Source organism: Danxiaibacter flavus (assembly GCF_041060425.1).
GTDB lineage: Bacteria > Bacteroidota > Bacteroidia > Chitinophagales > Chitinophagaceae > Danxiaibacter > Danxiaibacter flavus.
In genome coordinates, this window is the sequence record NZ_JAULBC010000007.1 from 384877 (window position 1) to 399630 (window position 14754).

The window sequence follows — 14754 nt, forward strand, 5'->3', positions numbered from 1 at the left end:
AAAGTTGAGAATGTCTGCCCGGCTAAATGACATTGAGCTAAAGCGCGCCTGAATGCAGAGCGGGCAGGCAGACGGCAATGAATCAAAGGCAACAATAGTATCCGCGGCGTCGATAGTCCGTAGGACTTTAAGCTCAATAGAAGCTGAAACACGCAAGGGCTTCCTTGTCCGTAGGACATTAACCTTTTTTATTTGGTTGAAGCCCTAACGGGCTACGATGTCCAGGATTCGACCATTTCTATTGAGCTTAATTCCCTACGGGAAAACCTGCCACTGTTCCATAATCAGTCATTGGCACGACAGCAGCGTTATCCCGAATGTCGATCGTGACGATTCTTAACTAACCGGCATTGACTTGTTAATTACATCGACACACCATATTTGTCGATCACTTCCTGGTTCAATGTAATCCCTAGTCCCGGCGCCGTCGGCACACTTACGTATCCATCTTTTAATTCAAATGGTGTTTCCAGTATACCCTTACGTATAGGCGATTCTGTCACCGAAAATTCCAGTACCGGCGCATTGGGAACAGCAGCAATTAAATGAATAGAGGCGGCCACCAGGATGCCGGTTTTAAAAGCGTGCGGCACACATAAAATATTCTTGTCCGCAGCCATCGTCGCAATCTTTTTTGCCTCGGTCAAACCACCGCAACGTGACATGTCAGGCTGAATTACATCCACATGTGTTTCATTGATCAGGCGCGCAAATGCCAGTCTGCCGCTTTCTTCTTCGCCGGTGGCGATCCTGAGTGTAGTGGCTTCGGTTAGTTTTTTGTAACCAGTATAATCTTCCGCAGGCAGTGCTTCTTCCAGCCAGTAAATATTCAGTTGTTCCAATGCTTTGGCTACATAAATAGCCTCCTTCAGGCGGTAGCGTTTGCCAATATCAATCATGATATCCATCTTGTCTCCGGCTGCTTTCCGCGCAGCCTTAATAAGGCTGATATCAAAATGAACATCATATCCGAGTGGTCCCCACCCGAACTTTAATGCAGTGTAACCCAATGCGGCATGCTTCTCCACCATTCTGGTTACTTCATCTGCATTTTCCGGCATTAGTGCGCTGGCATAGGCCCTGGCTTTATCTGCATAACTTCCGCCCAGTAATTTGTGTACGGGCTTTCCAACCGCTTTTCCCATAATATCCCATATCGCCATGTCAATGCCGCTCATTACATGCATTACAGGGCCAAAGCGGCCGTAGTAATATGTCTTTGCCCACATATTGTTCCAGATCTGTTCATAATCAAAAGGGTCGCTGCCCACTACCACTTCTCTCAACCCATAGCAGGTGCCGTGGGACATGTATGCGTCAACGACCGCTTTTCCAACAAAAGGTGCGGTATCTACTTCCCCGTAACCGGTGATGCCTTCATCAGTCTCAACAGTAATAATTAAATCGTCCTGGGTGCCGTCTGCTGCGTCTGAAATATTTGGAAGACGAAGCACCGTGGCTGTTACATTGGTGATCTTCATTGGTGACTTTTATTAATGATGTGAATTTTTTTTTGTGTTAGATCACTTTTAATCCTGTTGCCTTTACTTGTTTTACGAAAGAAAGCCAGCAACCTGCTTTCATATACGGTTACCATCAGCGTGCCGGCGAAAATGATCACACCACCGGCGGCCATTGCTGCGGTCATCTTTTCGCCAAGCAACAGGATGCCGAGTAGTGCGATGAAAAACGGCAGCAGGTAATTACCGAGTATTGCCTGTGTTACATCCATTCTTTTCAGGATGTAAAAGAAGAGGAGCATGGATACGCCATACACAATAAAACTCAGTTCCAGCAGGCCGAAAAGAACAGTAGCGCCGGCATGCATGATCGCGGATAAGTGCAGTGGCTCTACCCATATCAACAAGGGAATGCAGGCAATACTTCCTATCACGGAACAATACACGAGTATTTCCAGCTCGGTAAAATTTTTGTCAATCAGCAGTTTGCTGTATGTATTAAAAAAAGCGGCGCAAGCGCAGGCAACCAAAAAAATAAGGTTGCCTTTGAAATAGGCGCCTTCCGAAAAACTTGCGCCTTTAATATCCGGCAATGATGTTAATAAAACGCCGCCAAGGGCAATAATGAAGCCGGCTATTCTTACAACGTTCAATTTTTCTTTCAGCAGAACCGAAGCAAATACAGCAACAAGCACAGGAATCGTTAACGTAATGATCCCGGCGTTTGACGCCAGTGTAAGTGTAGAACCAACCGTATACAGGTACTGCATTAAAAAGATGCCGATGAGCCCGGGCATAATAAAATACCTGAGATCCTTCCATGTGCGGCGATCAGTTGCTTTTCTTTTTTTGTTCTGCACCCATAAAAAAGGAATAAACAAAACGGTGCTTATGAGCATCGGCACAAATGCAATCGTCATTGGGCCAAGTTTATCACCTATTAATCGAATGACCGGCACCTGTGTTGCCCACATAAAATTTACGACAATGATCAGGATCCAGTCGCTTGCCTTTTGCATTTTAAGCATAGTATCTCTGTTATTAATGGAGCATAAAAGAATTATTTGGGAGGCATGCCCGAGCCGAAGCCTCCATCCACTACATAAGCGGAACCGGTAACAAAAGAAGCGTCATCGCTGGCCAGAAATACCGCCACCTGCGCCACTTCTTCTGCTTTTCCAATGCGCCATAAGGCGTGTAGCTTGCCAGCTTCGGCGCGTGCCTTTGCAGGATCGGCCTGAATTTGAAAATAGCCTTCTGCAAGCCCGGTATCAATATAGCCGGGGCAAATACAGTTCACCCGTACACCTTCATGTCCATGATCTATTGCCATTGCTTTTGTTAGTCCGATAATGGCTGCTTTGGTAGCACAATATCCTGCACAAGCGGGTTCGACAAAAAACCCGTTTACGGACGACAGGCTCACAATGTTGCCGCGGCTCGCTTTCAGATGAGGCAGGAACAGTTTTGAACAAAGAAAGATGCCACCAACGTTAATCGCCATCTGCCTGTTCCATTCTTCAAAACTGGTGTCTTCTACTGTCTTGTTCACCTGTATGGCTGCGCTGTTTATCAGGGCATGTACCTTGCCGTACTGTTGTATTGTTTTTTCAACAAGCGAAGCAACGCTTGACGGATCAGACACATCGGTTTTACAGGCAAGGGCATTGCGGCCCGCTGCCTGTATCAGTTTTTCTGTTTCACTAGCGCCTTCTTCATTAATATCGGCAATAATTATATTCGCGCCTTCTTCGGCGCATTTGATGGCACAGGCGCGCCCTATTCCCGATCCGCCACCAGTGACCACAACTGTCCGGTTCTGTAATTTCATGATAACTTATTTTATAAAACTTTGTAGGTATCGTACACTTCTTTTAATGATTTTCCGGCGAGCAGGGCTGCCCTGGACAAATTTTCGGCACCCACTTTTTCCGTCGCTTTTTGAATCACTTCTTTTTCTACAGCCTGCGGGATCACGACAATGCCATCGAAATCTGCAAAGATCAAATCACCCGGATGCACCAGCACCTGTCCGCATGTCACAGGTACGTCGTATGCCATCACAAGTCCCCTTCCTTTTGAATCCAGGGGCCTGATGCCGGCATAGAATACCGGGAAATTCATATCGATTATTTTGATGCAATCCCTGATCTGGCTATCGCAAACGCAACCTGCCACTCCTTTTCTTTTTGCGAGTGTAGACATCAGTTCGCCCCAGGGTGCATTTGTACTGTTGACATCTGTAGAATGGACCACTACATCATTTTCATGGAGCGAATCCATGACTTCAATTTCGAGCTTATACGGATTGTCCTCATCCACGTAGTCCACTTCTTCCCAGAGCAATGTTCTTGCCCTGCCCACAAATCCGCAGTTACGGATATCGGGCAGGAGTGGTCTTAACCGGTGATGCATTGCCTGGTTCCGGTAGCCTAATTCATCCAGTATATCGCAAATAGCAGCCGTATAAAGATCCGGCGAAATGCCTTTCAGAAAGTCACGGTCAAAATCCGATTCATGTACCATATTGTTTTTTTATCAGATGATTTTTTAAAAGTTTTTTTTGCTAGTCGCATGAATAGCATGATACACACTACCTGGGTTGAGCATAGCTCACGGCTACGTGATAAGAAGTACCCGGGCGTACGGCAAGCAGCGCATAGTCTCGTTCTTTTATTGTTCTTACCAGGTATGGCTGGTTTGTATCATTGCTGGTTATTCCATTGATCTTTCTTCCGTTGTATACCAGGGGAATCATGTATGAGATATTGCTGCTGTGTGATAACGATGAACGGATGTCAAAGAACAGCGTATTGTCCTTCCACGTTATGCCGGTAAAAGCTGCTTCATCTTTAGCCCGCATAAAATCGAGAAACTTTATTTCCGTCCACACGGGAATGTTCCTGCTGTTTGCATAATCCAGCATTCTCATAAGCGGTTTCTCAGAAAAAAAGTATTCGGCATTGTGCGCTTTTACGCTTACGAAGGAATAGACTCCCGAGTCAAGGCTTCTGTCCATCAGCCCCTTGAAACAATTGAAGAATCCATCCTTATCATCATGTTCCATGTATTGCTGGTCATACACATTATTAAAATGCTGGTACACATCAATCAGGTTGCCTTCCAGATTCGCATACTTCATGGTAAGTCCGCTGCCTGTATAATTACCCTGGTTGATACCGAAACTTCCCAAAAAATGTCCCTGGCTTGAACCGTTGTCATAGTGCGCATAATTGCAGTCCATCTCTATTCCATTGTTCTTTTCAAGCTGCACCTGTGCCGAGAAGTCCTGGTCGCCATGCTCATTTTTTCCGCACCATACAAACCAGTGATTGGTCACCGTGCGCATGGGTTCAACACCATAACTGTTCTTAAGCTTGCTGTTTAAATTTTTGAAAACAGTATCCATTGTTTGCCAGTCGGGGTTAGTGGCCTGTTTGGTATCATCGGGATGTCCTGAAATTTCAAAGCCTTTATCTGCCCAGTGCCGGATCCATTTTTTGGAAATAAAATCGACCTCTTTAACATACAGGGTCATCTTCGCGCCTTTGGCATCCACATCTTCAAACTGTTTGGTGAATTGCGCCTCCTTCGTGTCTTCGCCGTCATTGTTCAACGTAACAAGGCACTGCAGGGTATCAGGAAAATACCAGAAGCGTGGCAGCGGCTTTTTAGAAGCACTCATTACTTCAATGCTGTGAGAAAGTAATCTCATCTGCTCATCTGCCTGGTTAATCGTGTTCTTCGTTGTATCCACCCAGCCATTGGTAAAAAGGTCCATGGCCCGGATGCCGGTGATCCCGTCCATTTCTTTACCTGCACTATGCAGGTTGCCCTGCCGCGTGTAGACAATGTTTTGTGGCAGGTTGTAAGCGAAAGCTATTGCATGTCCTTTACCGTAATCATTCATTACAACGGCAGGGTATGGTGTGGTATTAACGGCGTTACTGTACAATGTTGCAATTTGCTGACTGCCCTGTAGCATGTATTGGCTGGCCGGCACATGCAATTGCAGGGGCTGCGAAGTCAATCCACGACCGATATCAGTTACCGCATTGATGGCAATGTATCCCGTGTCGACGGCACCGGCCGTAGTGGTGATTCCAAACACATTGTTCAGTTTATTGTCCGGTTTGAAGGCAATCAGGTTACCACCTTCATTCACATACTTCGTGAGCGTTGAAGCTTGTTGATCCGTTAATGAATCAGCTGTCAGTATCACCACATCAAAGCTTTGTAAAAAAGTATCGGTTATCTTTTCTCCGCTGAGCGACTCAAGCTGGTATTCACTAAACCCTTCCGTCTTAAGCATCTCGCCCGTGTAAGGGCCATAACTTTTTTCACCTGAAATTACCAGGATCGGATTTTGTGAGTACGCTTTTGTATAGCCGGCGAGCATTATTAAAACAGGCAAAAAGAGCGATGATATGGATCTCATATTGCAGTACTTCATTTTATTTTTTTAAGTCGGTTTTCTTTTCCGGAATCCGGGATTATTTGTCTGTAGTTTCCTTTAAGATCTGCTGATAAACATTTTTTGCTTTCGTGTACCGTTCTGTGACGGTGGCCAGGTCGTTAGGGAAATACTTGTTCCATTTGCCGCCAGGCTTGATATTTTCCAGGATATTCTCTATCCACCTGACAAAGAATTCCGCATCTTCCTTTGATGCGCGCACCGGTTTACTATCCACAGTTATATATACGGGTGCCGTGTGTGTTTCGTGGCCGTGCTCATCCATTCTTCTTGCACACAGCCAGCCACTTTGGGTGAAGTCTGCAGTTGTATCAAAGACCAGTGGTTCACCTGGTTTGGCATTGCCTGCCATGGTTGCAATCACCTTGCCGTTGCTTACCAGTTCTATTCTACCCGAAAGATCTTTGTTTGCCGTCCATGTAGCTTTAATGCTGACCTTGCCGTTGTTTTTCATCCTGACCTCATCGCCCGGACCATATTTCCTGTTAACTTTTAATTCAAGAAACTCATCGTGGCCGTTACGTGACACCACAGTTCGCCCTGCTTTAATTCCATCGATCCATTTGCGGTAGGTGAGTTTGTCTTTTACATTGACGTAAGTGAGCAACGTTCCCAACGGTTCATTTTCGTTGCATGGAAAATCAGTTCCTGCCGCCAGGCCAAGGCGAAAACCGCAGTTCAGCAACCTGTAATAAGCAGTAACAACACCTTCACTAAAGTAGTTGCCGTTATTGGGAGACCGCATTCCATAAACATCTTCAGACACAAAACCGATTGTTCCCAATGCTGCTTCCACGGGAAAATCAATAGGGATGCAACAGTTCAGTTGATTCTGTATGCTGTCATTTAAATATTCGAGATGGGCAAAGCCACCAATGGCGTTTTGTTTTCTTGCCCACTCAAGTATTTTATAAGGCGACTCTTCCCAGATCTGGCTTGCATTTTTCAGGCCGAGTAAAACAAGATGCCCGCCGAGTGCTTGTTTGCTAAAGTTGGTGTAGGTAGCATCCCAATGCCATTCTGTGTCCCAGTGAATAATGCGGCCGGTCCTTGACTGCCTTGCATCGCGGCCGTTTACCTTAGGAAGGTCCCTTTTGCTGTCGGCCACTTCACCATTGCCCATATCGGCCAGCAGGCTGATCACATCGAGGTCGTTCCGCTCCATCATCCGCACCAGTGAATCCTCAGGCAGTACAATCGTGCCCTGCCCGCAATTGAGGTGCACATGTATATCCCCTGTATACCAGCCTTTCGGTTCCGGCCTTAAAGATGTTGCGTTACCACTTCCTTGTGCGGAAGCCCTTGATCCGGCAACAAAAAAACAAATACAAAAGATCAGCAGATATTTATTCATAGATCGGTTTATGACACTAGTAATTGGGGTTTTGTGTAAGATTCTTACCAAGATCCATCTGGCTTTGCGGCACCGGCCACAGGTAATTTTTAGCCGGATCAAACACCCTGTCTTCAATCTTCGCATGGTCTTTGGATGTGTAGGTAACATTTCCGGCAGCATCTATGTTACTAAGGCGGGCACCGTATACCGGTCCATTCATTACTTCATTGCCAATTTTCCAGCGTTGTATATCGTACCAGCGTAATCCTTCCATGGCAAGCTCCACCCTTCTTTCCCTGCGCAGCAGTGTACGCAGTTGCGCCTGTGTTGCATATTTGGCCTGGTCAACTTTGGGCAAGCCGCCACGCACGCGCACCTGGTTAAGCGCATCGTATACGGTTTGATCAATCTGATTCTGTTCTATTTTAGCCTCCGCATAGGTAAGCAGTACTTCGGCATAACGGATAAGCGGTATGTTGAGGCCAGCCTTATAAAGATCCGCAAAATCAGATTTATAATGAATATATTTTCTGCCCACATAACCTGTATAATTGTACGTTGGCCAGTAATCGAGTGAGTTCGGATCCATGGGATTAAAAATGATACCTGCATACTCCGCTCCGGGGATGATTACCGTTTGCAGCAACCGGGGATCACGGTTCACAAAAGGTTTGTCCACATTGTAGCCGGAAGCAGGATCGTCGATCGTTTTACCATTGGCCATTTCATATGCATCCACGAGTGACTGGGTAATATTGACAGAGCTCCAGCCGCCCCCCGGTGTTGATTCCGGCGCCAGTACCATCAGCCCGACAGTCAGGTTAGGATCGGTTTCAAGATAGCCGCGGTCAAGGATGATCTCTGAATTATATTCATTCTTCATACGGAAGAGATCCTGGTAGTTAGGGAACAAGCTATATACGCCGAGATCCATCACCTTTTTGGCTGAAACTGCACTTTCCGCATACTTTTCATTAAACAGCTCCACTCTTGCTTTCAGCGCCCAGGCAGCGCCTTGCGTAATGCGGCCAAGATCTGCTCCCTCATACTTTATTGGAAGCAAAGGCGCAATAGTGTCCAGTTCATTTAATACAAACGCCACTACGTCAGCCTTTGGTGAACGTGGTATTTCATTGGCTTCGGTAGTCGTCAGCATTTTTGTCACCAGGGGAAAATCACCATATAACTGCGCTCTCTCAAAATACTCATAAGCCCTGATAAAACGCACTTCGCCCTTTAACCTCGTTAACAGGTCATGATCCATCGGTGTCTTATCAATATTCTCTAAAAACCAGTTGCAGGTGGTAATGGTGGTAAAGTCATATTTACTCCTCCAGCTGTTAGGAGAAAGCAGTTGCATATTGCCAAACTCCTGCCATCCTTCCCATGGATAAGGGTTGTGCCCGTTATCACTTGCGTCGTCCATATATACCACCCATTGCCCGTCCTCGAAGTTGGAATATGCCGCGTTGCATGCGGCGATGGCATCGTTGGGGCCGGTCCACAAAGTGGATTCACTATATTCTGTCAATGGCTGCTTGTCCAGAAAATTCTTATCGCAGGAGGTTATGGCGACGGACAGCATCAATATGATTAAAAGTCTGTTTTTCATAATTCGTTTGTTAAGGTGAATGATCAGAAAGTGAGGTTTACGCCCAGTGAGTTTACTTTTACCATGGGGTAGCTGTAGCTGTTGCCACCCAGCGGCGATTCAGGATCCACCCATTTGTAAAAGGTGGTAAAGGTGAGCAGGTCCTTGCCCGTATAGAATACCCTTAATTTGATGCCTTTGCGTGCAAGATAGCCGCTTGAGAAGGTGTACCCCACCTGCAGGTTTTTGATCCTCACGTATCCTGCGTTACGCACCCAGAAGGATGAAGGCGTGGCGGCGGGGTCGTTTTGAGAATTTGAGTTCCACACACGCGGGAAGCTGGCGTCTGTATTATCAGGTGTCCAGCGGTCAAGCCAGATACTCGTCGGGTCGCCATCCTTGTCATACAGCGAACCCAGGATGCGGCCGGATACAAATGACTTCACATCTGCTGCGCCCTGCAAAAAAAGCGCGATATCGAAGCCCTTGTATGTGGCAGACATATTCAGTCCAAAGGTTGTTTTTGGGAAATATGTACCCAGGTACTGCCTGTCCTTGCTGTCAATTACACCATCGTTATTCAGGTCCTTGTACTTGATGTCACCGGGCCCCACAGGGCCGCCCATTCCATTCTGGCTGGCATGTTTTTCAATATCCTGCTCAGACTGAAAAAGTCCTTCAGACACCCAGCCATACAAGGCATTGATCGGCAAACCCTCACCCAATATGGTGGATCCGTTGGGAAAAGGACCAGTACCTGCCAGGCTTGTGATCTCATTCGTGATAAATGAAACATTGGCCTGTGCGTTAAAAGTGAACCGGCGCTTTCTTAAATGATAGCCTGCAGTCAGTTCAACGCCCTTATTCTGTACGCTTCCGGCATTGATCACCGGCGGATTTAAGCCGAAAGTATTTGCTACGGGAAGCGATAATAAAATGTTGTCTGTATTGCGTATAAAGTAGTCACCCGTGAATGTGATTATTCCGTTGAGTAAAACGGCGTCGAGGCCGATATCTTTTGTTGTTGTGGTTTCCCATTTAATATCCGGGTTCACACCATTTACAGGAGCGATACCATCCACTGTTTGTCCGCCAAACGTATAGTTCTGACCGGTGGCTATCGTTGCCTGGTAAGGATAGGTTCCTATATCCTGGTTTCCGAGCTGCCCCCATGAGGCCCTGATCTTCAGATCTGAAAAAAGCTTGCTGGCAGATGAAAAGAATGATTCTTCCGAAATGCGCCAGCCAACAGATGCAGAAGGAAACAAGGCCCAACGGTTTCCTTTGGCAAAACGTGATGATCCGTCATCCCTGATATTACCTTCTAACAGGTATTTTTTCTTAAAGACATAGTTGATCCTTCCGAATACTGACTGCAGTGCATATTCAGAAGCGTTGCCGCTGTTCTGCAGGCCCGGAATCGGTCCTGCATCCAGCTCTGACAATGCATTGTTCAGGTAATTGCGCCTGCTCCCGAAAAGATAGTCGTACTTATTGTGTTCTTGTGAATAGCCGCCCAATACACTTAGATCATGATCCCCGAGCGATTTGTCATACTGTGCCAACACCTGCAGGGTTAAATTGTCCAGGAAACTGGAATTGCTCGCTACTATGTTCGGTCCTTCCCAAAGGCTCGGCGCCCCGGTTACCGGATCATAATATTGCAGATCGTTCACCCTCGACTTCGCTTCTATAATGTTGGCCGTATAGCCCAGCAGTGGCTTTATGTGCAGGCCATTAACAACTTCCAGGTCAGCCTGTAAAATAGCTGACAGCCGGTGGGTTTTATTATAATTGTTGGAGCCACTTTTAAGCACGGCAACAGGATTTCCTTCATCGCTATATCCGTAATACCCGTTGATGATGTTTGGCACAACGCGGCCGGTCTGGTTAAGTGTTCCGATCAGCTGCGCGAAATCCAGCCCATGAATATTGCTTATCGGCTCTCTGAATTGTTGCTGCGAGTAAGCAAGGTTGCCGCTTACTTTAATGCGTTTGCTTATGGCGAGGTCCGTTTTAAAGCGCGTGTTGTAACGTTTAAGGCTGGAGCCCTCTACAAGACCATTCTGTGAAAGATATCCTACGGAGAGATAACTCTGCATTTTATCAGTACCGCCGCTGACATCCAGGGCATGATTTTGCTGAAGGCCGTTTCCTGTCCAGAACAGATCATACCAGTCAGTATTGGGATAATGCTCCGGATCTGATCCATCCTTGAATTTCTGAATTTCCGCATCACTGTACTTGGGCAATTTGCCTTCATTTACCAGCGCTTCATTGTACAATGTTGACGCCTGCCAAGATTCTATAAAGTCGGGCCTCGCGGTCATCGACTGCTGGCCGATATCCATATTGTAGTGTGCGAGTACTTCTCCTTTAAGGGCATTTTTCGTAGTGATAAGGATCACCCCGTTTGCCGCTCTTGATCCGTAGATGGAAGCAGAAGCGGCATCTTTCAACACGGTGACAGATTCAATATCGCCCGGATTAATATCATTCATAGTAGATACCACACCATCCACCAGCACCATCGCATCACTATTGCCGAGGGTACCAATGCCACGAACGCGTATCGTTCCCTGGTCTGCACCCGGCTGTCCATTGTTTACTGTAACGGTTACACCCGCCATCGTGCCCTGCAAAGCAGAGGATACATTGGTAATGGGTCTGCCCTCGAGCTCTTTGCCCGAAACGGTAGCAACGGCACCCGTAAGGTTCACTTTCTTTTTGGTGCCATAGCCCACAACCACCACTTCATTCATGGCATTGTTTTCTGCCATCTTTAGTGTGATGTTTATTTCGCGCGCTGCGGAAACAGTCACAGTTTGATCTTCATAACCCACATAAGAAAAGACAAGCTGTTGTCCTTTTGCGACACTCATCCTGAAATTGCCCGACTCATCGGTTGTTGTTCCCTGCTTTGTACCGGCGATCGTCACCGACACATTAGACAGCGCCGTTTCGCCGTTGGTTATTTTACCGGAAACGGTAATTTTTTCCTGTGCAAGTGCAAATGCACATACGATGGAACACAACGCCAGGAGAAGGATCTGTCGCCGGATGTTGTTGCAGCGTGTTAAGATTACATTCATAAGTAAAGTTTTAGTATGTTAGTCAGTATGGTTAGCAGTTCGCATATGGGCACAAGGAAGCATTCGAATGCATGTTTCGTTTTTTTCATCTTTTTTAGCCGATGTTCCTTAACGTGTGTCCTGTCTTGTATTAATCGCTGGCAAGCGTAAATATGCAATCCGCGGGTATGGTTGTAGAGAAGGTCTTGCCTTTTATTTTCACGGCGCCGCCAGGCCTCATATTTTCCGTTTCGTTGGTAACCCAACTTTCAAAACCGGCGACAGCGGGTAAATTGTTTAATGTTCCGCTCAGATTTATAGGATGATGCGTTTTGTTGATTCCCGTGATGCTGATCTTTTTTGCTGTTTCGTTATAAAACGCGAGGATAGTGACACTGTCACTTTGGTTAGAGACAGCTACCCGGAAGGAACCGGGTGATACAAATCTCGCCACCTGCTGAAATGCATAATAATTTTTTCGTACCGCATAGGTTTTTGTGGCCGGTTCATAAACCAGGATCCCCCAGTAACTAAAGGGCGAAGGCGCATGGTGTTCATAATAGCTGTCATACCCTTCCCAGATAATGCCGGCAGTGGCTCCATGTTGCAGGAACTCAAAAAGATAACCGATACTTTTAGCTGCAAAAGAATAATTGTATTCTCCTAAAATGCCATCGTCGCAGCCATTGCACCAGTTATTCCATTCGGTCATCCAGTAATCTGTTTTTGGATAAGGCGAATGCTTTAGTGCAGAATCAACGTTTATGTAGTATCCGCCATAACTGTGCAGCCCCACATGTGCCATTTTAGACATCACCACAGGGTCCTTCATCAATTCCGGGATATACGTATTCAGCCCATTGTTCATGCCGGCAACATCGGGAGATACATAGCGAATATCGCCCATGCCCAGGCTATCCATCCGGTTGATGAATTTCCGTTGCAGTTTTACATACTGCGTTGCATTAACTGTGGGTCCTTCATTCTCAATATCCGGTTCGTTCATAATAGAGATCAAACCAATCTGCAGATGTTTTGTTTTTCGTGCGTAGTAAAAGAATGACACCAGCATTTCAATATATTCATCTTCATATTTTTCCTTGACCACTTTACCTCCCATCCATAAAGGAACCGGGCCCATAAAATTGATCATCAGGTTTTTGGTAACGCCGCGCTTGTTCAGGTAAGCGATCATGTCCCAGGCTTTTTGATATTTGGGCGTTTCGTACAGGGCGTTGTAGTAATCCCAGTTAAAAGAAAAAGGATCGTTATTGTCGTTCTTATCTTCCCAGTTATACACTGTTTCTACAATTACCCGCCATATGGTTGCATTGGCTGAATCGAGCAACAGGTTTAGCGCAGGTTCCAGCTCTTTACCGTCCCAGGCACGCGTATTTGCATTTACGCCGAAGCCATCTATTTGCTGAAACCTTGCTTCACCATCCAACTGGATGGATACGGCGTTCGGGTTGCTTTTTGTCTGCCCGTAACTAAGGCTATATACTACACTTGAAAAAATAAGCAATATGATATAAATGGAAGTCCTGGTCATTGTATTCGGTTTGTAACTACTCAAAAATAGATGTATAAAATAGCCATTAATTACCCGATACCGTCCAATCATTCGCCTATTTTGTTTTTTTTAGCGAGCAGGTCAATTTAACTTTTCCGGGAGCATGCTTAAATTTATATTGTATAGGCTTGAAAATTTTATTTTGACACGAGAAACTGCTTACTGACTAATGAAACCTCATTATAAACCGATTCCATCTGATGAATCTAACTTATTAAAAGCAGTGTTGCAGGGCAACGCGAAGGAATTTGATTATCCCTGGCATTTTCATCCTGAATACGAGCTTACCTATATCGTGAGCAGCCACGGAATGCGGTATGTGGGGAACAGCATCGAGAATTTTTCGGAGGACGACCTGGTATTGGTAGGCGCCAACCTGCCACATTGCTGGATCAATTCCCCGGAGCAGCAACAAGCATCAAGTGCAGTTGTTGTGTATTTAAAAGAAGATTTCATGGATAAGGCCTGGATGAACAGTGGTGAGTTCGGATCTATCCGTAATCTCCTGGAATTATCCGGCAAGGGCATCAGGTTTGATAAGTCTGTTGCATTAAGACTAAAGGATCAATTTTTTGAACTGACCAAACTGTCGTCGCTTGACAGACTGCTGCTTATCCTCAAAATTCTCCAGGAGCTGGCGGAGACAACAGAACGTCATATTTTATGCGAACAGGGATTCACCTATGAGTTAAACCACACCAACAATGGACGGATCAACAAGGTGTACAAATACATAGAAACGAATTATCACAGAAAGATCTGCCTGGCAGATATTGCAAAGCAGGTAAACATGACTGAAGAGTCCTTTTCGAGGTTTTTCAGTAAGACCATGAAGAAATCTTTTTTTGAATTTTTGAATGAGTATAAAATAAACAGGGCCTGCAAATTACTGATAGAAACAGACAAGCAAATCAGTGAGATCTGTTACGACTCAGGCTTTGAAAGCATTCCCTTTTTTTACAGGCAGTTTAAAAAATTTAAAAATTGTCAACCTAAGAATTACCGGATGAGCTATCAAAAAATGTAGAAGGCGATGTGCCGGGTACCAAACAACATTAGTAACCATTTAAATTTTAAGTCATAGAAATCTTTGGAAGATTAACAGCAGATGCAACCGTTAAAACGATTAAAGACGAGAGACAGGTAGTCAATTTTTCTATTGCGATCAATGACAACGTCAAAGCCTGGGATACCGGAGAAATCAGGAAGTTGGTGACCTACGTAAACTGTTCGTATTGAAGGAGTGCTA

11 protein-coding genes are annotated in these 14754 nt (G+C 45.7%); 2 read left to right on the forward strand and 9 right to left on the reverse strand.

What is annotated here, in order from left to right; all coding sequences use genetic code 11:
* Nucleotides 1-362: 362 nt before the first annotated feature.
* The 9 genes from QTN47_RS20900 to QTN47_RS20940 form a co-directional block, all read right to left on the reverse strand.
* Nucleotides 363-1481 (reverse strand): mandelate racemase/muconate lactonizing enzyme family protein, encoded by a 1119-nt coding sequence (locus QTN47_RS20900; protein WP_369331370.1) that lies wholly within the window; start codon nt 1479-1481, stop codon nt 363-365.
* Entirely contained in the window at nt 1478-2488 is a 1011-nt protein-coding gene (locus QTN47_RS20905) for a DMT family transporter (RefSeq protein ID WP_369331371.1), read from the reverse strand. Before QTN47_RS20905 ends, QTN47_RS20900 begins: the two co-directional genes overlap by 4 nt.
* Nucleotides 2489-2520: 32 nt before the next feature.
* Entirely contained in the window at nt 2521-3291 is a 771-nt protein-coding gene (locus QTN47_RS20910) for an SDR family NAD(P)-dependent oxidoreductase (RefSeq protein WP_369331372.1), read from the reverse strand.
* A gap of 11 nt (nt 3292-3302) precedes the next feature.
* Nucleotides 3303-3986, reverse strand: a complete 684-nt coding sequence (locus tag QTN47_RS20915) for an RraA family protein (protein ID WP_369331373.1) — start codon at nt 3984-3986, stop codon at nt 3303-3305.
* 67 nt (nt 3987-4053) lie between these two features.
* Nucleotides 4054-5898: a hypothetical protein gene (locus QTN47_RS20920; protein ID WP_369331374.1), complete on the reverse strand. Its 1845-nt coding sequence runs from the start codon at nt 5896-5898 to the stop codon at nt 4054-4056.
* Between the two features lie 55 nt (nt 5899-5953).
* The gene (locus QTN47_RS20925; RefSeq protein ID WP_369331375.1) at nt 5954-7288 is read right to left on the reverse strand and encodes a CehA/McbA family metallohydrolase; all 1335 of its coding nucleotides are present in this window, start codon (nt 7286-7288) and stop codon (nt 5954-5956) included.
* A 16-nt stretch (nt 7289-7304) separates the two neighbouring features.
* Entirely contained in the window at nt 7305-8882 is a 1578-nt protein-coding gene (locus QTN47_RS20930; protein ID WP_369331376.1) for a RagB/SusD family nutrient uptake outer membrane protein, read from the reverse strand.
* Nucleotides 8883-8905: 23 nt separating this feature from the next.
* On the reverse strand, nt 8906-11953 hold the full coding sequence (locus tag QTN47_RS20935; protein WP_369331377.1) for a SusC/RagA family TonB-linked outer membrane protein: 3048 nt from the start codon (nt 11951-11953) through the stop codon (nt 8906-8908).
* Between the two features lie 130 nt (nt 11954-12083).
* Nucleotides 12084-13484: a glycoside hydrolase gene (locus tag QTN47_RS20940; RefSeq protein ID WP_369331378.1), complete on the reverse strand. Its 1401-nt coding sequence runs from the start codon at nt 13482-13484 to the stop codon at nt 12084-12086.
* Between the two features lie 190 nt (nt 13485-13674).
* On the opposite strand from QTN47_RS20940, the gene QTN47_RS20945 reads away from it, so the two are divergent.
* Complete coding sequence (locus QTN47_RS20945; protein ID WP_369331379.1) at nt 13675-14532, forward strand: AraC family transcriptional regulator; 858 nt, start codon at nt 13675-13677, stop codon at nt 14530-14532.
* Between the two features lie 59 nt (nt 14533-14591).
* Nucleotides 14592-14744, forward strand: coding sequence for a single-stranded DNA-binding protein (locus tag QTN47_RS20950; protein ID WP_369331520.1), 153 nt, complete (start codon nt 14592-14594; stop codon nt 14742-14744).
* Nucleotides 14745-14754: the final 10 nt, after the last annotated feature.

Coding starts and splice junctions, on each gene's coding strand:
- QTN47_RS20930 (WP_369331376.1), bottom strand. CDS start 8,882: ATGAAAAACAGACTTTTAATCATATTGATGCTGTCCGTCGCCATAACC.
- QTN47_RS20910 (WP_369331372.1), bottom strand. CDS start 3,291: ATGAAATTACAGAACCGGACAGTTGTGGTCACTGGTGGCGGATCGGGA.
- QTN47_RS20900 (WP_369331370.1), bottom strand. CDS start 1,481: ATGAAGATCACCAATGTAACAGCCACGGTGCTTCGTCTTCCAAATATT.
- QTN47_RS20925 (WP_369331375.1), bottom strand. CDS start 7,288: ATGAATAAATATCTGCTGATCTTTTGTATTTGTTTTTTTGTTGCCGGA.
- QTN47_RS20940 (WP_369331378.1), bottom strand. CDS start 13,484: ATGACCAGGACTTCCATTTATATCATATTGCTTATTTTTTCAAGTGTA.
- QTN47_RS20915 (WP_369331373.1), bottom strand. CDS start 3,986: ATGGTACATGAATCGGATTTTGACCGTGACTTTCTGAAAGGCATTTCG.
- QTN47_RS20920 (WP_369331374.1), bottom strand. CDS start 5,898: ATGAGATCCATATCATCGCTCTTTTTGCCTGTTTTAATAATGCTCGCC.
- QTN47_RS20945 (WP_369331379.1), top strand. CDS start 13,675: ATGAAACCTCATTATAAACCGATTCCATCTGATGAATCTAACTTATTA.
- QTN47_RS20905 (WP_369331371.1), bottom strand. CDS start 2,488: ATGCTTAAAATGCAAAAGGCAAGCGACTGGATCCTGATCATTGTCGTA.
- QTN47_RS20935 (WP_369331377.1), bottom strand. CDS start 11,953: ATGAATGTAATCTTAACACGCTGCAACAACATCCGGCGACAGATCCTT.